Source organism: Polaromonas sp. P5_D5 (assembly GCF_054049435.1).
In genome coordinates this window covers 52,550-72,738 of record NZ_JBFUMJ010000007.1, presented here as the reverse complement: position 1 = coordinate 72,738, position 20,189 = coordinate 52,550, and the positions used below count along the sequence as shown (strand labels likewise).

Annotated in this window: 18 protein-coding genes; 4 read left to right on the top strand and 14 right to left on the bottom strand. The window is 64.7% G+C overall.

Annotated features, from left to right (window positions below; all coding sequences use genetic code 11):
- Positions 1–155: 155 nt before the first annotated feature.
- Together ACXJKE_RS20980 and ACXJKE_RS20975 are read right to left on the bottom strand one after the other, a co-directional pair.
- The gene (locus ACXJKE_RS20980) at positions 156–1,196 is read right to left on the bottom strand and encodes an NADP-dependent oxidoreductase (RefSeq protein ID WP_457282525.1); all 1,041 of its coding nucleotides are present in this window, start codon (positions 1,194–1,196) and stop codon (positions 156–158) included.
- The gene (locus ACXJKE_RS20975) at positions 1,193–2,440 is read right to left on the bottom strand and encodes an MFS transporter (protein ID WP_457282524.1); all 1,248 of its coding nucleotides are present in this window, start codon (positions 2,438–2,440) and stop codon (positions 1,193–1,195) included. The genes ACXJKE_RS20980 and ACXJKE_RS20975 overlap by 4 nt, the downstream gene beginning before the upstream one ends.
- 78 nt (positions 2,441–2,518) lie before the next feature.
- Between ACXJKE_RS20975 and ACXJKE_RS20970 the strand changes: the two genes are divergently transcribed.
- Positions 2,519–3,520, top strand: a complete 1,002-nt coding sequence (locus ACXJKE_RS20970; protein ID WP_457282523.1) for an AraC family transcriptional regulator — start codon at positions 2,519–2,521, stop codon at positions 3,518–3,520.
- Between the two features lie 147 nt (positions 3,521–3,667).
- On the opposite strand, the gene ACXJKE_RS20965 is transcribed toward ACXJKE_RS20970, so the two are convergent.
- Positions 3,668–4,120: a cupin domain-containing protein gene (locus ACXJKE_RS20965; protein WP_457282522.1), complete on the bottom strand. Its 453-nt coding sequence runs from the start codon at positions 4,118–4,120 to the stop codon at positions 3,668–3,670.
- Positions 4,121–4,131: 11 nt separating this feature from the next.
- A complete protein-coding gene (locus ACXJKE_RS20960; protein WP_457282521.1) occupies positions 4,132–4,530 on the bottom strand; it encodes a tautomerase family protein in 399 nt (132 codons plus the stop codon).
- A gap of 106 nt (positions 4,531–4,636) precedes the next feature.
- Between ACXJKE_RS20960 and ACXJKE_RS20955 the strand changes: the two genes are divergently transcribed.
- Entirely contained in the window at positions 4,637–5,557 is a 921-nt protein-coding gene (locus ACXJKE_RS20955) for a LysR family transcriptional regulator (RefSeq protein WP_457282520.1), read from the top strand.
- 50 nt (positions 5,558–5,607) lie between these two features.
- Here ACXJKE_RS20955 and ACXJKE_RS20950 read toward each other — a convergent pair whose 3' ends face one another.
- From ACXJKE_RS20950 to ACXJKE_RS20930, 5 genes are read right to left on the bottom strand one after another with little or no spacing between them, the layout of a single operon-like run.
- Positions 5,608–6,963 (bottom strand): class-II fumarase/aspartase family protein, encoded by a 1,356-nt coding sequence (locus tag ACXJKE_RS20950; RefSeq protein WP_457282519.1) that lies wholly within the window; start codon positions 6,961–6,963, stop codon positions 5,608–5,610.
- A 34-nt stretch (positions 6,964–6,997) separates the two neighbouring features.
- Positions 6,998–7,831 (bottom strand): HpcH/HpaI aldolase/citrate lyase family protein, encoded by an 834-nt coding sequence (locus tag ACXJKE_RS20945; protein WP_457282518.1) that lies wholly within the window; start codon positions 7,829–7,831, stop codon positions 6,998–7,000.
- Entirely contained in the window at positions 7,828–9,009 is a 1,182-nt protein-coding gene (locus ACXJKE_RS20940) for a CaiB/BaiF CoA transferase family protein (protein ID WP_457282517.1), read from the bottom strand. The genes ACXJKE_RS20945 and ACXJKE_RS20940 overlap by 4 nt, the downstream gene beginning before the upstream one ends.
- Before the next feature lie 9 nt (positions 9,010–9,018).
- A complete protein-coding gene (locus ACXJKE_RS20935) occupies positions 9,019–9,867 on the bottom strand; it encodes an FAS1-like dehydratase domain-containing protein (protein WP_457282516.1) in 849 nt (282 codons plus the stop codon).
- Positions 9,868–9,901: 34 nt separating this feature from the next.
- Positions 9,902–10,897 carry a Bug family tripartite tricarboxylate transporter substrate binding protein gene (locus tag ACXJKE_RS20930; RefSeq protein WP_457282515.1) on the bottom strand — a complete coding sequence of 332 codons (996 nt, stop codon included), beginning with the start codon at positions 10,895–10,897 and terminating at the stop codon, positions 9,902–9,904.
- Positions 10,898–10,983: 86 nt separating this feature from the next.
- Here ACXJKE_RS20930 and ACXJKE_RS20925 point away from each other — a divergent pair, with 86 nt between their 5' ends.
- Together ACXJKE_RS20925 and ACXJKE_RS20920 are read left to right on the top strand one after the other, a co-directional pair.
- Entirely contained in the window at positions 10,984–11,886 is a 903-nt protein-coding gene (locus ACXJKE_RS20925) for a LysR substrate-binding domain-containing protein (RefSeq protein WP_457282514.1), read from the top strand.
- Between the two features lie 271 nt (positions 11,887–12,157).
- Entirely contained in the window at positions 12,158–13,864 is a 1,707-nt protein-coding gene (locus tag ACXJKE_RS20920) for an acyl-CoA dehydrogenase family protein (protein WP_457282513.1), read from the top strand.
- Positions 13,865–13,931: 67 nt separating this feature from the next.
- Here the strand turns inward: ACXJKE_RS20920 and ACXJKE_RS20915 are convergent, their stop codons facing one another.
- The 5 genes from ACXJKE_RS20915 to ACXJKE_RS20895 all read right to left on the bottom strand — a co-directional run bounded on the left by ACXJKE_RS20915 (position 13,932) and on the right by ACXJKE_RS20895 (position 20,102).
- The gene (locus ACXJKE_RS20915; protein WP_457282512.1) at positions 13,932–14,642 is read right to left on the bottom strand and encodes an enoyl-CoA hydratase/isomerase family protein; all 711 of its coding nucleotides are present in this window, start codon (positions 14,640–14,642) and stop codon (positions 13,932–13,934) included.
- A gap of 203 nt (positions 14,643–14,845) precedes the next feature.
- Positions 14,846–16,297: an NAD-dependent succinate-semialdehyde dehydrogenase gene (locus ACXJKE_RS20910; protein WP_457282511.1), complete on the bottom strand. Its 1,452-nt coding sequence runs from the start codon at positions 16,295–16,297 to the stop codon at positions 14,846–14,848.
- 109 nt (positions 16,298–16,406) lie between these two features.
- Positions 16,407–18,245 carry an ABC transporter ATP-binding protein gene (locus ACXJKE_RS20905; protein WP_457282510.1) on the bottom strand — a complete coding sequence of 613 codons (1,839 nt, stop codon included), beginning with the start codon at positions 18,243–18,245 and terminating at the stop codon, positions 16,407–16,409.
- On the bottom strand, positions 18,245–19,114 hold the full coding sequence (locus ACXJKE_RS20900) for an ABC transporter permease (protein ID WP_457282509.1): 870 nt from the start codon (positions 19,112–19,114) through the stop codon (positions 18,245–18,247). Before ACXJKE_RS20900 ends, ACXJKE_RS20905 begins: the two co-directional genes overlap by 1 nt.
- Before the next feature lie 31 nt (positions 19,115–19,145).
- On the bottom strand, positions 19,146–20,102 hold the full coding sequence (locus ACXJKE_RS20895) for an ABC transporter permease (RefSeq protein WP_457282508.1): 957 nt from the start codon (positions 20,100–20,102) through the stop codon (positions 19,146–19,148).
- Positions 20,103–20,189: the final 87 nt, after the last annotated feature.

Sequence of the window (20,189 nt, the reverse complement as noted above, 5' to 3'; positions counted from 1 at the left end):
TACCGTTATGGGTCTGCCATGTCCGGGACTTTAGAAACGTTCCACGAAATTGTCAATCATATTTTTTGCATACAACTGATTGTCATGAACAAAGTCCGTCGAACACATCGACAGGGCCGCGCCACGCGAGGCAGCGTAAATCTGCCCCTCTGCAGCTATGCCTCCAGGCGTACGACGACTTTGCCGGAGTGCCGGCCCTGCAGCAGGTCTGACAGGGCGGCGGGTGCTTGCAGAAGACCATCCACAACGTGCTCCAACGCCTTGACCTGTCCACTGTTGATCCATTCTTCCATGTCACTGCGGAACACGTCAAAGCGCGCGCCATAGTGGTCAAGAATGATGAACCCCTGCACCCGCACCCTCTTTTGCAAAATGGCGGCCAGGAACTGCGGCAGCTGACTGATGCCGGGAAAACCTGCCGAGTCGTTGTAATGTGCGACAAAGCCGCACACAGGCATACGGGCGCCAAGATTGAGGAGCGGAAGGACTGCCGCCAATACGTCGCCTCCGACGTTTTCAAAGTACACGTCAATGCCCGCCGGGCATGCGGCAGCAAGCTGTTCCCTGAACAATGGCCCGTGCCTGTCGACGCAGGCATCAAAGCCCAGATCGTCGACCGCCTGCCGGCATTTGTCGGTACCGCCGGCGACGCCTACCACGCGGGCGCCCTTGAGTTTCGCGATCTGGCCGACCATGGCGCCCACCGCACCGGTCGCCGCTGCAACCACAACAGTTTCACCAACTTTTGGCTGGCCGATGTCCAGCAATCCGACGTGAGCTGTGAAGCCCGGCATTCCGAGCGCACCAAGCGCCAGAGACGGACGGACCATGTCACCAATGACCTGCAGGTCGTTCCCATTGCTCAGAGCGTAGTCCTGCCAGCCAGCGTTGGCTAGCACGAGATCACCAACGCGATATTTGGGATGCCTGGAGTCGACGATGCTGCTGACTGTGCCGCCCGGCATGGTGCCGCCCAATGGAACGGGTGGTGCGTATCCAGGCCCGATTTCGTCCATCAGGTTGCGCATGTACGGGTCCAGCGAAAGAAAATGCGTTCGCAGGAGTACCTGGCCTTCGCCTGGGCGCGGCACGGGCTCGGTCACGAGCTTGAAGTCAGACGCAACAGGCAGGCCGCGCGGATGCGCCGCCAAGGTGATGCGCCGATTGATGCCAGGGTCTGGTTTTGACTTTGTCATGACTGCCTCCGTGCTTCAGCTACGGCGGGCGCCGGGCCACGCCGCCATGCCAGCAGGCCGCCCAGCGCCACAGCCACCATGGCAAATGCAGGGGCACCGAGCGCTCCAGTCCAGTCAACGATGAGGCCGCCTGCGATGGCGCCCGTGGCGATGGCGATCTGGAACGCTGCCACCAGCAGGCCGCCCGCGGCCTCTGCCTGGTCGGGCGCGGCGCGCACGATCCAGGTCTGGAAGCCGACCGGAAATGCGCCGAATGCGAACCCCCATAGCGTCACCGCCACAGCGGTGACCACGGTGGAGCTGCCGCCAATGAGCAGCGCAGCCGCAAGCAAGGCGATCATCCCGCTGCCTGCGACGATCGCGTACCGCTCACTGCGCCCCGCCAGCCAGCCCCCTACAAAGTTCCCGAAGAAGCCGCCGATGCCGTAACCCAGCAGCACAGCGGAAATCGCCGACACCGACAGCTTCGTCACATCCTCAAGCACGGGCCGGATATAGGTGAAGCCCGCGAAGTGGCCGGATATCACGAGCAGCACAGCCAGCAGCGCAATACGTACCGGTCCCCGCGTAAGCAGATCACGCAGGCCCTTCAAGCTGGCTTTGTCACGCGGCGGCAGTGCTGGCAACGCGACCAGTTGCACCACGAAAGCCAGCAAGCCGACGACGCCCGCCGCAACAAAAGCGCTGCGCCACCCCCAAAGATCACCCATCCAGGCGCCGATGGGCGCCGCGCAGACGGTGGCAATGGACACACCCGTCAACACGAGCGACATCGCGCGCGGGAAAAGCCGTTCCGGCACCAGGCGCATGGCCAGCGCCGCCGCCATCGACCAGAACCCGCCGAGCGCGATGCCAAGCACCACGCGCGCGACCAGCAGTACCGCCAGCGAGGCGGCTGTCGCCGCCAGCAGGTTGGACACGAGCAAAAGGGCTGTGAGCGTGAGCAGCACCCGCTTGCGGTCAAAGCGTGCCGTTAGCAACGGGATGGTCGGCGCGGCCACCGCACCGACCAGCGCGGTAGCCGTGACGGCCTGGCCCGCAGCGCCTGCAGTGACGTGCAGGTCGGCCGCCATGGCGGTCAATAGGCTGGCCGGCAAGAACTCCGCCGTGACCAGGCCAAACACACCGAGAGAGAGTGAAGCCACCGCCGCCCAGAGAGCGGCGGCCTCACCGGGCGGATCGTTTGCGGGGGTCGCGCCAGCGGCCAGCGGATCGAGACAGGCAGAACAGGAAGTAGATGACATGAAATGTGAAGCCTTGTTGAGGACAGGGTTGCCAGCTTAGGCCTAGCATCGACACCTTTCCATGGCGAAAGAGCCGAAATGCTTGACGATTCCTCCAGAACTTTCACGCCCGTCGTTCAGCCTCCTCACGAAGACGGGGGTCTTCCTGCCGCAGGCCCCGACCCCCTCACCAAAGTCCTGCTGGGCCTGCGCCTGGACGGCGTCGAGTACGGCCGCTGCCTGATGCATGCGCCGTGGGCGATTTCCTTTGCCGCGCAAGCTGCCGCACGTTTTCATTTCGTTGCCAGTGGAGATTGCTGGATGCATACGCAGCAGTCCGGGTGGATGGAACTGAAGGCCGGTGACGCAGTGCTGCTGCCCCGCAGCACGGCCCACACCGTGGCCAGCTCACCCGAGGTGCCGCCGGTGGACCTCGCGACTTTCGATCGCGAGGGGGTCGCAGACGACATCTATTTGTTGCGGGACGGAGCTCCCGCAGCGCAGACGCCATCCCACGTCATGTTCTGCGGCACCATGAAGTTCAACCTTGACCCTCTGCACCCATTGTTGGCCATGATGCCGGAGGTGATACGCGCCGGCGACCTGGCCCAACGCGACCCGGGTGTACCCATGCTGCTCGATGCGATGGAGCGTGAAGCCTCGCTCAACCGCATAGGCGCCTGCGGCATCCTGGCCCGCATGGCCGATGTGCTCGCCGCGAGCATCATCCGCGCCTGGGTGGAATGCGCTTGCAGCAACTCGACTGGCTGGATCGCAGCGCTGCGCTCGCCCGGCGTAGGCAAGGTGCTTGCCGCCATCCACGCGACGCCGGAGCAGGACTGGAGCGTGCCGGAGATGGCGAACATCATGGGCGCATCGCGATCACGTTTTGCCCAGGCATTCAAGGATTCGGTGGGCGAGAGTCCGGCGAGATACGTGGCCCGCATTCGCATGTTTCAGGCTCGCAACTGGATCGCGCAGGACGGCATGCGTGTCACCACCGCCGCAGACCGGCTGGGCTTCGACTCCGAGGCCTCGTTCAGCCGGGCGTTCAAGCGTGTCATCGGCCACCCACCCAGCAAGGCCCGCAGTTCCATGTGACCTAGACGTGTTGTGATGCTGTGTCGCTGGAACTGCTCAGTTGGGTTTTGGTCCGCATTTGCAATACGCCCGGCGCACAGAGCAATGAGCGCTGGCAAGGCCCAGGTGAAGCAGGGCATGACTATCGGCAATTCGTGAATCGCCCGGCTAGTCCAGTGTGCGAGGCTGCACGCCGACTGCTGCGCAATATCGGTGGTAGTCTGAGATCCGGTCGGCGGCAGTTATCCGCTGCAGTACGCTGTGGTGCGCTCCGAGGTATTCGACACTGCCCTTGACGACGACGTGCACCAGCAGATCCTCGTCCCCTACAGCTTCCCACCAGTCCACATTGCCGGCAGGCTCGTGAATGTAGTCCCCGACGCCCACCATGCGACCGTCGTTCAGGCGACGCTCGCCAACCAAGGTCAGGGCGTGAACCTCGCCAGTGTGCCGGTGTAAACCCAGCCGTGTACCCGGCTTGAGCCGCATCAACTCAACCCAGCCCGAGCTGTCTGGCAGGAACTGGATCGGAAGTGACCACTTCCCTTCCCCTTCCGGAATCCAGGTGTCAAGTCCGGCCCGGCGCATGGCCGTGGCGACGATAGTGTTTGCTAGTTCCATGGCTCTGCCTCTCACTGGTCTGGATGTTGATGGCGGTATTCCTGGGTGCGCCCGCCATAGCCGTACGCGCTGCCGCGCACGTCTTGCACGTACACGTAGCTCTCCGGGTGCAGGTCTCCAAGGATGCGCCCGAACGCTTCGAACGATTCGGCGACAAACCGGGCCTTTTCGGCCTTGGTGTTGGTTTCGTCCACCACCTTAATGTCGAAGTAGAAGCTGGTCATCTTCAGTTCGGCCAGCGATTTTCCGGCGATAAACCAGTCGCGCGGATCGACATAGTCGATCACCACTGCCGTGAGGTCCCGTCGCTTTCCGAGCAAGCGGCTGGAAAGGTCCAGCAGCGTGTCGGTGACGAGTTGCGAGAGTTCTGGCCTGCGGTTCGCCGAGATCTTGACATTGAGGATAGGCATGGTTGTTTCCTTTTTTGGTTGGTGTGGCCACTTTAGGGCGAGCCAATACAGCCGGAAACCACCATCCCGCATAATCGGTTTTGCTCGAAACGCAAAGGCAACCCCGATGAAACACTTCTTGCCGGACCCTGCGGACCTTCGGTGGCTGGTTCGCTCACTCGACCTCAATTCGTTCTCTGCGGCCGCCCGAGAGTTGGACGTGGCAGTCTCAGTCGTTACCCGGGGAGTCAACCGGCTCGAAAAGGGGTATGGGGTCACTTTGTTGCGCCGGTCCACGCATGGGCTGTCGGCAACCGCCGAAGGCTTTGAGTTGGCGCAGGAAGCCCGTGAACTGCTGGCGCGGATGGAAGACATCTCTGCCGCGGTGTCGAAACAGCGCAATCGGGTGGCCGGCGCGCTGCGACTGGCCTCAAGCCAGGAGATTTGCGAGGAACTGGTTGTGCCGCAGTTGGGCCCGCTGCGCGCGCGATACCCGGAGTTGCGCATCGAGATGGTGGCCGAGGACCGGGTCGTCGATCTCGTTACGGATGGGATCGATGTGGCTCTGCGCACCACGGTGGGCAGTAGCGAAGCTGTGGTCGCCCGTGCGCTTGGCTCCTTCGAACGCCGCCTGTACGCCTCGCCTGAATATTTGCGCCAACATGGAGAACCCGCCAGCCCGGATGAGTTGGGCAGGCATCAGACGGTAACCCATACTGCGCAGGGGCCCGTTGTGACATGGGCGTTCCGCAAGGCCGGACGGTCGGTCGAAGTCACTGTCAGGTCACAGCTCGCAACGAATACCACGGCCTTGGTGCATCACGCCCTGGTGGCCGGGGCCGGCATCGGCATGCTGTCGGTTCCATTGGCTGCGGGGGATGTGGCCACGGGCCTTTTGAAGGAGGTCTTGTCGCCTTACGCTTCCGGTGTTACCCACACGATGTTCGCGGTGTCCCTGCCCAACCTGCGCAACGCGGCGCGCGTACGGGCTGTGATCGACTTCCTTCAGGCCGCCGCCCGCCGGCAGTGGGCCATGACTTGCACCTAGCGGGGACCGGCCTCAGTATTCTTAAGGCTTGAATCCCGGCACTTTCAATACTAGGCGGGTGCCTTGATCGACGCCAGCACACGGTCGACCATCACGCCTGCCTGGCCCAGGTTATTCATCGGATCACAGAACGAAGCCAGTTGCTCGCGCGTGACATGCTGGATGATCTTCGGATGCTCTGCCAACAGATCAATCAACGGACGTTTCTGGTTGAGGGCATCGCGGCAAATATCGTAGACAAGGTCGTGCGCATATTCGCGCCCGATGTAGGGGCCCAAGCCCATCATCACGGCCTCCGACATCACGAGGCCGTGGGTCATGTCGATGTTGCGGCGCATCTGCGCGGCATCGACTTCCAGACCCGCGAGGATGAACTTCGTCTGCTTGAGCGCGCCCGAGATCAGGCAGAAAATCTCGGGCATCGCCACCCATTCGATTTCCCACGGGCCGGTGGAGCGTTCATGGTCGGCGACCATCGCGTCCATCAGCGACGCGGCCAGCTGGCGTACCACGGAGATGTTGGCATGGATGTAGAGGCAGGAGATCGGGTTGCGCTTTTGCGGCATGGTTGACGAGGAGCCGCGCCCTGGCGCGAAAGGCTCAAACACTTCGGCGACCTCGGTCTGCATCAACAGCTTCACATCCATCGCGATCTTTCCGAGCGATCCACCGACGATGCCGAGGAAGGCACCAACTTCAGCGAAGTTGTCGCGCACGGTGTGCCACGAAATCAGTGGCTGCCCGAGGCCGAGTTCCTTCATGAGGTCGGCCTGGGTTTCCATTGCGCCTTTTTCAAGCGAGGACAGCGTGCCCGACGCGCCGCCGAACTCGCCGACCAGCACCCGCGGCTTGAGCTGCGTGAGGCGCTCGCGGTGGCGCTCGATGCCCGCAAGGATGCTGGCCATCTTGTAGCCGAAGGTGATGGGCGTCGCCTGCTGCAGATTGCTGCGGCCGATGATCGGCGTGTCGCGGTGGTCGCGCGCCAGTTTGGCGAGCGAGGCCGAGATGTCCGCGAGGTCGGCCTCGACCAGTGCGAGGCCCTCGCGTATCTGCAGCACGGCGGCCGTGTCGGTGATGTCCTGCGTGGTGGCGCCCCAGTGGCAGTATTCGCCCAGGCCATCCTTGCAATGCGCGTTGATCTGGTTGACCACGGCGATGATCGGGTAGCCGATCTGCTCGGTCTTGGCCTTGAGCTTGACCCAGTCGATCTGGCTGGGCTCGCAGTTCTTCACGATCTCTTTAGCCGCCTCTTTGGGAATGATGCCGAGGGCGCCCTGAACCTTGGCGAGCGCACGCTCGATGTCCAGGTATTTGGCGGTGCGATTCTCGTCCGACCAGACATGCCGCATGGCGGCATCGCTGAACATGTCGCCGAAAATTTTTGAGTCGATGATGGTTGCGGACATAGGTTCTCCGTTGGGTTATGTATCTTGTGAAAAATCAGGGAGTGCGTGCAGCCAGGGCCACGATGCGCTCGGCTTTGAGGACAACCGGGCGATCGACCATCTTCCCGTCGAGCTGGATGGCGCCGCCGCCGGCTGCGCGCGAGGCGCTCAGGATGCGTTGCGCCCAAGCCAGCTCTTCGGCGTCAGGCCGCAGCGCACGATGCACCGCGGCGACCTGCACGGGATGAATGCACATCTTGGCGCCAAAGCCAAGGCAGCGTGCCTGCGCCATGTCGGCGGCAACCCGGTCCGCATCGACGTCGGGCGTGACGCCAGCCACGGGCGAGGGCAAACCCGCGGCGCGTGAGGCAATGGCAAGCTGGATCGCGGCGTGCTGCAACGACGGGCTGTCGGCGGGAATGTCAAGGTCGGCCATGTAGTCGAGCGAACCGAAGGCCAGGCGTGCGATGCCGGGTGCAGTGGCAAGGTCGAAGGCGGCCAGCAGGCCACGCGCTGTTTCGACCAGCGGCAACACGGTGGTACCCGCATCGAGCGAACCAAGAACGTCAGCCACCTGCCGTCTGCTTTCGCATTTCGGAAGCATGACGCAGGCTGCCCGAACCCGCCGCAGGAGCTGCAGATCGTCTGCGTACCAGTCCGTGCTCGCGTCGTTGATACGGATCAACAGCTTGCCGCGAATCTCCTCGTTGGCGGAGGGCATCCACGCCGCGATGGCTTCGCGCGCGGCAGCCTTGTCAGAGGGCGAGACCGCGTCTTCCAGGTCGATGATGACGCGGTCCGCGCCCGAGGCCAGCGCCTTCGCGAATCGCTCGGGCCGGTGGCCCGGCACGAACAGGTAGCTCAGCGGCACGGCGGGCGGCCTACTCATACCGCACCTTCCGCGCGCAACTGGGCAATCTGTTCGACGCCATAGCCAAAGTGGCTCAGGATCGCGTCGGTGTGTTGGCCCAGCGCGGGCACGGCGCCCATGCGCGGGGCGCCATGTTGCCAGGAACCGGGCGGCAGCATGGCGGGCACGGCGCCGGCCGGGGTATCGATTTCACGCCAGCGCGCGCGCGCTTCGAGTTGCGGATGTTTCCACAGCTCACTCATGGTGTTGACTTGCGCGTTAGCCACACCAGCGGTTTCCAGCCGCTCGACGACTTGGGCGGCGGTCAAGGTGCTGAAGGCTTCAACGATGATTGACGAGAGTTCGCCCCGGGCGGCGCTGCGCTGTGCGTTGCCGGCGAAACGCGGGTCGCTGGCAAGCGCGGGCTGCAGCAGCACTTTTTCGCAAAACACCTTCCACTCGCGTTCGTTCTGCAGGCCCATCATCACGGTCTTGCCGTCACCGGCCAGAAACGGGCCGTATGGATAGATGGTCGCGTGGCTGGCACCCGTGCGCTGGGGCGGCGCCGCGCCTTCGAAGGCGTAGTAGAGCGGGTAGCTCATCCACTCCGACAGCGATTCGAGCATCGAGATGTCGATGCGCTGACCCTCACCGGTCTGCCGACGGTGCATGAGCGCGCCCAGGATGTTGGTGTACGCATACATGCCGGCAGCGATGTCGGCGATGGATGGACCGGCCTTGGACGGTGTGTCGGGCGTACCGGTTACCGAGACGAAGCCAGCCTCGCTCTGGATCAGCAGGTCATAGGCTTTTTTGTCGCGGTAAGGACCGTCACCGCCGTACCCCGAGATGTCGCACACGATGATGCCGGGCTTGCGCTTGGCCAACGCTTCGTACGACAGGCCGAGCCGTGCTGCAGCGCCCGGCGCGAGGTTTTGCACCACGACGTCGGCCTCTTCAATGATCAGGCGCATGAGGATTTTCTGCGCCTCCTCGTGCTTGACGTCCAGCGTCAGGCTTTCCTTGGAGCGGTTGGTCCAGACGAAATGCGATGCAAGGCCCCGCACGCGACTGTCGTAGGCCCGTGCGAAATCGCCCACACCGGGGCGTTCAACCTTGATGACCCGCGCACCCATGTCGGCCAGCTGCCGTGTGGCGAAAGGCGCCGCGATGGCGTGTTCGAGCGTGACGACGGTGATTCCCTTGAGTGGCTGCATGGCGTCTCCTCAGCCCAGCGTGGCGATGGCGTCCATCGTGAGCCAGCCTTCATGGTCACGCCCCCACAGCCGCACGCTCTTGCCGTCGGCCGAAGGCTGCCCGTGGATCGAGAACGGGTTGACGTCGAACGTGGGCCGGACCGCCTTGAACTCAAATTTGCGCACCATGGCCTCAGGCATATGCCGACGCAACAGGTCCATGAGCAGCGTGGCGATCAAGGGGCCGTGCACGATGAGGCCGGGGTAACCCTCGACCTCCGTGACGTACTTGCGGTCGTAGTGAATGCGGTGCCCGTTGAACGTGAGGGCCGAGTAGCGGAACAGCAGCACGTCGTCGGCGACGATGCGGCGCACCCACGCGAATTCGGCGGGCGCTGCCAGCGGCGGAGGGGTCACGTCGCCGGGCGTCGGCGCCGCACGGTAGACGATGTTGTGGTGCTCGGTCAACGCCACGCCTGCAGAACCGTTGCGGCGCAGTTCATGGCGCACCTTCACGAAAACCAGGCTGCCGGTGCGGCCGCTCTTTTCCGTCACATCGACGATGGTTGAGGTGCGCGAGAGCGCGTCGCCGACACACAGCGGCTCGTGGAACTCGAAATCGCTGCCGGCCCACATGCGGCGCGGCAGGGGAACGGGCGGCAGGAAGCCGCCTCGCCGCGCATGGCCGTCCGGGCCGATCTCCGATTGCGCGTGGATCGGCAGGAAATACAGCCAGTGCCAGAGGCAGGGCAACGGCGTGCCGGGCGCGGGACGCGAGGTGTCGGCGCGGTCGAGCGTGGCCGACAACGCTGCGTACGGCGTGGCAGTGGCGGTGTCCTCCACTGTTTCGCTGCGGCCTGTCCAGTCTTGCAAGTTCATGCGCGTACCCTCCTTTCAGTGAAACTTGCGCGACTCAGTCGAGCTTGATTTTTGCGGTCGCCACAACGCCCTTCCAGCGCGTGACTTCCTTTTGTACCAGGGTTTTGAGTTGCGCAGGCGTGCTGGTTTCAACCTCGGCCCCCTGGTCTTCAATGAATTTCTGTACGGTTTTTTCGGCCAATACGCGGTTGATCTCCTGGTTCAACCGGTCAACCACCACCTTGGGGGTTTTAGCGGGGGCGAACATGGCGTACCACTGCGACATGCTGACGTTGGGAATTCCCTGCTCGGCCAGCGTCGGAACGTCCGGCAAGACGGGAGATCGCTTGTCACCGGCGATGCCGAGCGCCTTGAGCTTGCCGCCCTTGATTTGCGGGTACGCGGTAAACAAGCTGGGAAACATGTATTGCGTAATGCCGGAGATGGTGCTCATCACGGCGGGCGCTGAGCCTTTGTGGGGAATTCCAATCACGTCCACCCCCGCGGACAGCTTGAACAGCTCGCCTGCGATATGCGGTGCGGTGCCGTTCCCCGCCGTCGCGAAGCTGAAGCTGTCGGGTTTGGCCTTGATGAGCTGCACCAGTTCTTTGGCGGTCTTGGCCGGCACTTCCGGGCTGACGACCAGCACCGTCGGAGATGCCGCCACCATGCCGATGGGTTCAAAATCGGCGACCGGGTCGTAGCGCAGCTTTTGCAAGGCCGGGTTGATGCCGTGGGTAGCGATGTAGCCGAACATCAAGGTGTAGCCGTCCGGCGCGGCGCGGGCCACGAACTCACTGGCAATCGCGCCGTTCGCCCCGGCCCGGTTGTCCACGATGACCGGTTTGCCAAGCCGTGCGCTGAGTCCCTGCGCCAGGACGCGCGCCATCGCGTCATTGGCGCCGCCGGCGGAGGTCGGCACCACGATGGTGATCGCTTTTTCGGGCCAGTTCTTGGGCGTCGCCGGACTGGTCGCCGCCATGGAGAAACCAGCCGCCAGTGGCAGCAAGCTCAGCATCAGCAAAGTCCGGACGTGGTGTTTCGGCAGCATGGTTTGTCTCCTGTGGATGTTCTGGTTGCCGGATCTTCGGCGAATGCAGGGAATCCGTGAAGTGCAACTTTTGTTAGTATTGGTGCATGGCGCGCATCAATTTCGATTTGCAGCAACTCGAAGCCTTCGTGGCGGTGGCCGAGCGCGGGAGCTTTCGCGCAGCAGCCGACCACATCCATCTTTCGCCACCCGCTTTAAGCCGGCGCATCGACAAGCTCGAGACCATCCTGGGTGCGCGGCTTTTCAACCGCACCACACGAGAGGTCGAACTGACGGCCCTCGGGCACGTTTTTCTTGATCGCGCACGCGCCGCGCTGGACGACCTTGAGTCCGCCATGCTCGGCATCACCGACATCGCCGGCAGCCGGACCGGCCGGGTCACGGTGGCCTGCGTGCCTTCCGCGGCCATCCATTTCCTGCCTACGGTCGTGAGCTCGTTCTCGGAACGCTACCCACTGATCCGCGTCCGTGTGATTGACGAAGCCGCCGGCGCGGTGATGGCCAGCGTGGTGTCGGGCGAGTCGGACTTCGGCATCAGCTTCATGGGCAACCAGGTACCCGGCGTGGACTTCGAGCCGATCCATACCGATCCCTTTGTGGTGGCCATGCCGCGCCGCCATGCACTCGCCGGGCGCAAGACGCTGTCCTGGAAGAACCTGGAAACCGAGCGCCTGATCGCGGTATCGCGTACCAGCGGAAACCGGCAATTACTGGACGACGCGCTGGCCAAGGCTGGCATCAACCCCTCATACCGCCTCGAGGTGAGCCACATCGCGACGCTGCTCGGCATGGTCGAAGCGGGGCTCGGGCTTGGGGCCGTACCGCGCCTGGCCTTGCCGAAACAGCATCCGTCGATCATTGGCGTTGCGCTCGTGGCGCCGGCGGTGTCGCGTGTACTGGGCCTCACCACCTTGCGTGGCACGACGCTGCGCGCACCGGCAAAGATGTTCTACGACTACCTGCACACGGCGCTGAAAGAACGTCGCTAAGGGAAATGCCAAAGGTCGGCACCGGTGCAAGCCAGGCACCAATGCGTGGCGGTGTTTTCCCTGTTCGGTCGTGATGAAACTTCGAGCGCCCGAACGATGGGTAGTGGAGCAACCACCGCGACCACCTCTGCCTTCCACCCGGACCAGAGGCAGCCCAGCCCTGACGGACGCGCGCCGAAAGGATCGGCTGCGCCTGTTGCCATTCGCGCGCCGATTTGATTATTATTGATAACTATTCTTGTGGCTCCGTGACAACCAGTAGAAAGGGCGTATGACCTATCAACCCGCTGTGCAAGATTCGCAATTCATTCTTTTCGACGTGCTGGACGCGGGCGGCCAGTTGCGGCCGCTCGAGCGCTTCGCCGATGCCGACGGCGACCTGCAGCGGCAGGTTCTGGAGGAAGCGGCAAAGTTCGTCGCCGAGGTTGTGGCGCCGCTGAATGCGGCGGGTGACAACCCCGGCTGCCGCTTCGATGCGGGCGTGGTCACAACGCCTCCGGGATTCGCATCGGCCTACAAGGCCTTCTGGCGGGCGGGCTGGCCCGCGCTTTCCTGCGCGCCTGAACACGGCGGGCAAGGCCTGCCCTGGGTGCTGGAAGGTGCGCTATACGAATGGCTGAGTGCCGCCAACCATGGCTGGACCATGGCGCCCGGCCTCCTGCATGGAGCTTACGAGTGCCTGGCCTATCACGGCAGCGACGAACTGAAAGCGGCCTACCTGGGGAAACTGGCCTCCGGCGAATGGCTGGCCACAATGTGCCTTACCGAAGCGCATGCCGGCAGCGATCTCGGACTGGTGCGCACCCGCGCAACGCCGAAGCCGGACGGCAGCTACCGTGTTAACGGCAGCAAGCTCTTCATTTCCGGTGGTGATCACGATCTCACCAGCAACATCCTGCATCTCGTCCTCGCGCGCCTGCCGGATGCACCTGCCGGCCCCAAAGGCCTGTCGCTGTTGCTCGCCCCCAAGCTGCTGGCGGACGGCAGCCGCAACCATGTCTACTGCGACCGCATCGAAGAAAAGATGGGCCTGCACGGCAGCCCCACCTGCGCCATGCGCTTCGATGATGCGACAGCCTGGCTGATCGGCCAGCCGGGCGAGGGCCTGAACGCTATGTTCGTGATGATGAATGCGGCGCGTTTGCACGTGGCGCTGCAGGGCATCGGCCTGCTCGACGCCGCATGGCAAAAGGCCGATGCCTATGCGCGCGAGCGCAGGCAGATGCGCGTGCCCGGACCACGCACCAGCACCGAGCCCGCCGACTTCATCATCGGCCACCCGGCGATGCGCCGCCTGCTGGACACCCAGCGGGCCTGGATCGACGGAGGGCGCGTGCTGGCTTACCAGACAGGGCTCGAGCTCGACATCGCCAGGCACCACCCCGACCCCGCCCGTCGTGAAAGGGCACAGCAGTGGTGCAGCCTGCTCACACCCGTGTTGAAAGCTGCCTTCACCGATCAGGCTTTCCACGGCGCCAGCGAATGCCTGCAGGTTTTCGGTGGCCATGGCTACATCCGCGAATGGGGAATCGAGCAGACTGTGCGCGATTCACGCGTGACCATGATCTATGAGGGCACCAACGAGATCCAGGCCATCGACTTGCTGGTCCGCAAGGTGATACCGGACGGCGGCAAGACGTTGCGGCAGATGTTCCAGGTCCTGCAGGAGGGCCTGGACGACGGGCGCGCGAACGAGAAGGCTGTATTGAGCTGTTTCGCCCGCCTGGAGATGACGACCGCAGCATTGATCAAGGCCGCGGGTGCGGCGCCCCAGTTGCCCTATTGGGTCGCTAGCGACTACCTGCGCGCGGTGGCGCTGGCGCTGCTCGGTTGGGCTTGGGTGCGAATCTGCAACACGCCTGACGCGCAGGGCCATGAGCGCTGGCAAGGCCCAGGTGAAGCGTTACGGCGCTGGGTGATGCCAGAGTTCGATATGCGGCTGGGCATCATCGAAGACGAAATCGGACGGCAGGATTGACCCGCTTTTCATGTGAACGGGACGGCACTGAATCGACAGTCAACCCCAGCAAGCCGTGGCATGCCTTCTAGCTTTGAACTCCGCGACTGCCCAAGGCTCGCTGCGCGTCGTTTTCAAGCGCGATGGCCTCGTCGAAATGGCGAAGACCGATGTCGTTGAGGACCCGTTTGAAGCTGGCTGCCACCACCGGCTGAAGCGACGCCAGCCTGGCGCCGATTTGCCGGGAAGCCGATTCGAGTTCCTGGTCGGGGACCACTTTCCAGACAAAACCCCAGGCCATCGCCTGCGCGGGTGAGAACTCCTCGCCCAGGAGCATCAGCGCCCTGGCGCGCGCAACGCCTGCATAGGCAGATAAGGTGGCGGTCAATCCACCCGTCACAAAAACCCCGAGGGAGGCCTCCGGCAGCTTGAAGCGGCTGCTTTCCCCCGCGACCACAATGTCCGCATTCAGCATCCACTCGAAGCCGGCGCCGACAGTCCAGCCATGGACCGAAGCAACCACCGGCTTGGACAGAGACACGAGCGCTCTGGCCACAGCCTGCACCAATACCAGATCGTCTTCCGTGGGTGGACTGCTGACGTCCCTCCCCGCACAGAATGCCCGGCCATTGCCGCGCAAAAGGAGCACCCGGACGGCATCGTCGCGCGAAGCCAGCTCTATAGCAGCAAGAAGTGCACGCGCAAGCTCGTTGTCAATGGCGTTGAGTTTGTCGGGCCGGTTCAGGGACACGGTCATGATGCCGTCCACGGACTCGATCAGCAGCTTGGGAGTTGTCATGGGTGTGATTCTGAACCGGGAAGCCGTCAGCGAACGCATAAATTTCCGGCCCACTGGTTTTTCCCGGAGCCGTACGCATATCACCCCGAGGGAGCGGCGGCTTCGCTGCCTGGCTTGCACTTGTATCTCGACGCCAACACCAAAGGACAACTAGGAGTAGGCCGTCGTGGTGCCGATGACGCCGGCACCGAGGACCAGCACCTTCATGCAAGATTTCCCTGGCAGAGGTACTTGGTGTGCAGGTATTCGTCCAAGCCCCAGTGCGAGCCTTCGCGGCCGTAGCCCGATTCCTTGACGCCGCCGAAGGGCGCGGCCTGCGCCGCAATGGCGCCCTCGTTGATGCCGACCAGGCCGGTCTCGAGTGCGGAGGCCACGCGCCACACGCGCTTGATGTTGTTGGAGAAGAAGTAGCCGGCCAGGCCGAAGGGCGTGTCGTTCGCCTGCGCGATCACCTCGTCTTCAGTGCTGAAGCGGAATATGGGCACCACTGGGCCGAAAGTTTCCTCGCAGGACAGCTCCATGTCGGGCGTCGCGCCGGTCAGCACCGTGGGCGCGTAGTAGTTCGGGCCATTGGCGACTTCCGTGCGCACGCGGCTTCCGCCCACGACCGCCTTCGCGCCTTTGGCCACGGCGTCGTTCACGTGGCGCTCGATCTTGTCGACCGCCCGCCCGTTGATCATTGGGCCGATCTCGGCCTCCGCCCAGCTAGCCGGGCCGACCCGCAAGGCGCCCACGCGGGCCGCCAGCTTGTCGACGAAGCGGTCATGCACGGCCTCGTGCGCGAACACGCGGTTGGGGCTCACGCAGGTCTGGCCGCCGTTGCGAAACTTGGCGGCCATCAGGCCTTCGACAGCGGCGTCCAGGTCGGCATCCTCAAACACGATAAAGGGTGCGTTGCCGCCGAGTTCGAGCGAAAGCTTCTTGACCGTGCCGGCCGACTCGCGCGCCAGTATCTTGCCCACAGCCGTGCTGCCGGTAAAGCTGACCTTGCGCACACGGCCGTCACGCAGCCACTCGCCCACCACCTCCGGCGTGCGTTCGCGCGAGGCGGGCACGATGTTCAGCACGCCAGGGGGAACGCCCGCTTCCTCGGCCAGCTTCACGAGGGCCAGGGACGTGAGGGGCGTGTCTTCTGCGGGCTTGGCCACCACCGTGCAACCTGCCGCCAGCGCGGGGGCGATCTTGCGTGCGATCATCGCCGCGGGAAAATTCCAGGGCGTGACCACGGCGACGACGCCAACGGCTTCCCTCAGCACCAGGTAGCGCTTGCTCGACACCGGCGCGGCGATGATCTCGCCGTGGGCGCGCACGCCCTCTTCGGCGAACCACTCCACATAGCCGGCGCTGTAGGCGATTTCGCCGCGTGACTCCGCGAGCGGCTTGCCCTGCTCGCGCGAAATCAGTTCAGCCAGCGGCTCCACGTCGCGCTCGATCAGCGCCTGCCATTTCTTGAGGATCAAGCAGCGATCACGCGGCGAGCGTGCTTTCCAGGCGGGCAGCGCTTCTGCCGCCGCGTCGGCGGCCAGCCGCGCGTCCGCCGCACCGCCGTCGGCCGCCAGGGTGATCAGGCTGTCGTCGGCGGGATTGCGCACCTCGAATTGGCGGCCGTCCTGGGCTGCCTGCCAGCGGCCTGCGATGTAGTTCAGTGTTTGCATGTCAGTTCAATCTGTTCAGTTCAGTTCAGTTCAACGAAAAAATTCCCGATGGCACCCAAGGACGCCGATCTCGATATGCACGCGGCGCTCTCAAGGTCGGCAGTGCGGATCAGGCCGTGCATTCACGCGGCAGCGCCTGGGTCTGCTGCAGTTGCAGCAATTCGTCGGCGCTGCGGTGGCAGAAGACCTCCACGCCGCCTTCGAGTTCGTGCCGCGGCGGCGTCTTGCTGTCGCACACGCCGGCCACGCGCAGGGGGCAACGGTCCAGGAAGCTGCAGATGCCCGCGCGGTCGACAGGCGCCTGCACCAGCGGCAGGGCCGCGCGCTGCGCCGCTCCGACTTCATCGAGCCATCCCGGGCGCAACTCAGGGACGGAATTGGCCAGCAAATGGAAATACGGATGACGCGGCGCATGCGCGAAAGCCGACCGGGTCAGCGACTCCACCTTTTGGCCGGCGTACAGCACCACGATCTCGTCGCACACCGCGCGCACGGTGTTCATGTCGTGGCTGATGAACATGTACGAGACCCCGAGCTCCTTGCGCAGCTGAGCCAGCAGGTCCAGGATGGCGGCGCCCACGACCGTGTCCAGCGCCGAGGTGACTTCGTCGCACAAGATCAGGTCGGGGTCGGCGGCCAGCGCGCGCGCCAGGTTGACGCGCTGCTTCTGCCCGCCGGAAAGCCCCGCAGGCAGGCGCCGGGCACAGGCCTGCGGCAGTTGCACGAGGTCGAGCAGCTGCGCGATGCGTTTGTTCAGGGCCTCGCCCTTCAAGCCGCGGTACAGCTGCAGCGGCCGCGCGAGGATGTCGGAAATGGTGTGCGCAGGATTGAGCGCCGTATCCGCCATCTGGAACACGATCTGGATGCGGCGCAGCTCCTCGGGCGAGCGCTGCGACACCAGGCGTGGCAGCGGCTTGCCGTCGAACATGATCTGGCCGCGGGCGGGGCCGATCAGGCCAGCGACGGCACGGGCCAGCGTGGTCTTGCCGGAGCCGGACTCGCCGATGACGCCGATCGCCTGGCCGCGGTACAGGGTCAGGCTCACATCGTCGAGCACCGGTGAGGCGGGCCGGCCGTGCTTGTCCAGGGGCCCATAGCCGGCGACCAGATTGCGCACCTGCAGCAGCGGCGTAGCGCCTTCGGCCACCGTCTCGCCGCTGCGCGCCTTGGGATTGGCCGCGGCGATCAGGCTGCGCGTGTAGTCGTCCTTCGGCGTGTTGATGATCTGCGCCGTGGTGCCGATCTCGCGCTCGGCGCCGTCGCGCAGCACCAGGATGCGGCCGGCCATCTGGGCCACCACCGCCAGGTCGTGCGTGACGTAGACCGCCGTGGTCTGACGCTCGCGCACCACGCGGCGGAAGGCGTGCAACACCTCGATCTGGGTGGTGACGTCCAGCGCCGTGGTGGGCTCGTCGAAGATCACCAGGTCCGGGTCGCTCATCAGCGCCATCGCGGCCATCAGGCGCTGCAACTGCCCGCCCGAAACCTGGTGCGGGTAACGCTGGCCGATGCTGTCGGGCTGCGGTAGTGCCAGCTCGCGGAACAGCGTCACGGCTTTTTTCTCGGCCTCGGAGCGCGGCATCAGGGAATGGATGTGGGCGGTTTCGACCACCTGGTCCATGATGGTGCGCGACGGATTGAAGGAAGCGGCCGCGCTCTGCGCGATGTAAGAGACACGGCGGCCGCGCAGGCGGCGCCGTTCTGATTCAGACAGGCCCAGCACATCGGTATCGCCGATACGCACGCTGCCTCCGGAGATGCGGCAGCCGTGCCGCGCATAGCCCATGAGCGCCAGGCCTATGGTGGTCTTGCCCGAGCCGGACTCACCGATCAGCGCCAGCACCTCGCCGGGCTCGATGCTGAAGGAAACGCCTTTGACGATCTCTGTATCGCCGCCGGCGGCTTGCGCCACGACGCGCAAGTCATTCACGAGGACAGTGGCACCCATTAATGTTTCTCCCGGTCAGCGTCGGTATGGCCCGGCAGGTTGTCGATCACCAGGTTGACCGCGATGGTCAGCGCGGCGATCGCGAAGGCTGGGGCGAGCACGGACACGCCACCCAGCGGCAAGGCACCGAGGTTCTCGCGCACCAGGGAGCCCCAGTCAGCCATCGGCGGCTGCACGCCCAGGCCCAGGAAGCTCAGGCTCGCCAGCAAGCGCAGGGCGTAGACAAAGCGCAGGCCCATGTCGGCCAGCAACGGGCCGGTGATGTTGGGCAGGATCTCGCGGCGCATGATGTAGGCCCGGCGTTCGCCGCGGGCACGCGCCACCAGCACGTAGTCCATGGCGTTGATGTTCACGGCCAGCGAACGGATGATGCGGTAGGCGCCCGGCGCGTAGACGACGGCCGTCACCGCAATCAGCAGCGGAACCGAAGAGCCGAAACCGGCGATCACCACCAGCGCGAACATCTTGCTCGGGATGGACACCAGCGTGTCCAGCACGCGGCTGAGCACAGCATCGACCGCGCCACCCGCCACGGCGGCCAGCAGCCCGAGAACCGCGCCCACGCCGCAGGCAATCAGCGTTGCGACAAAGGCCACACCGATGGTGTACGGTGTGCCGACAACGATGCGCGTGAGCATGTCGCGGCCCAGGTAGTCAGTGCCGAGCCAATGCTGCGCGCTCATGTCCTGGAACACGCCGGCGTCGGACATCTCGCCAAGCGCGCTGTCAGGCACGAAGCAGGCGAAGATCCCCACGGCCACCCAGAAGGCCAGTACGGCCAGCCCGAGTTTGCCGGCGCGCGACCAGCCTACGAGCCAGGCGCGGCGCCGGGTAACGGCCGTCGAAGAAGCAAGTGTTGCAATAGTCATAGGAAAATCTCCGCGCGGCGCGCTGCGGTGCTCATTGATGCCTCAATCGGGGATTGGCGACGATGCCGCACACGTCGGCGAGCATCACCAGGACAAGGTAGGCCGAGCAGAAGATCATGGCGCAGGCCTGCACCAGTGGCATGTCCCGCTGCGCGACGGCGTCCACCATGAGCTTGGCGATGCCCGGGTAATTGAAGATCACCTCGACGATGATCACGCCGCCAAGCAGGTAAGAAAGGCTCAGCGCCACTGCGTTGGCGATCGGGCCGATGGCATTCGGCAGCGCGTGGAACAGCACGGTGCGCGCGGCGCTGGCGCCTTTGAGCCGCACCATCTCGATATAGGCCGCGGCCAGTTGGTCGATGACGGCCGCGCGCGTCATGCGCAGCATCTGGGCCACGATCACGCTGCCCAGGCTGAGCACCGGCAACGCGAAAGAGCGCAGCATCTCGCCTGGCGACGAAACGTCGACCGCGTACGACAGCGCTGGCAGCCATTTCAGTTGCACCGCGAACACCAGCACTGCCAGCGTGGCCACCAGGAATTCCGGCACCGACACGACGGCCACTGTCGCCATGCTGGTGAAACGGTCGAAAGCCGAGCCGCGCCGCAAGGCGCACAAAATGCCCAGGCCGAGGGCAAGCGGGACGGAAAACACCGTCGTCACCGCGGCCAGCTGCAGCGAAGCGGGCAGGCGGCTGGCGATGGCCTCACCCACCGGCATGCCGGTGACCACGGACTTGCCCGCGTCGCCCTTGGCCATGCCGCCCAGCCAGTCGAAGTAGCGCAGCACCGGGCTTCGGTCCAGGCCCATCTCGGTGCGCAAGGCCTTCACCGCCTCGGGCGTAGCGTCCTGCCCCAGCTTCTCTTCGGCCGCGTCGCCCGGCAGCACGGAGGTGATGGCGAACACCACCACCGACACCGCCAGCAGTGAGCCGAGCCCGGCGAGTATGCGGCCGCCGACCAGTTTCAGGATAGTGAGATTCATACGAGGCTCTTCCATTCAAGTGCCGGCGCGGAACCGGCTTTGCCGGGCCGCAGAGGGCGCCCCCCTAGGGGGGAGGCGCCGAAGGCG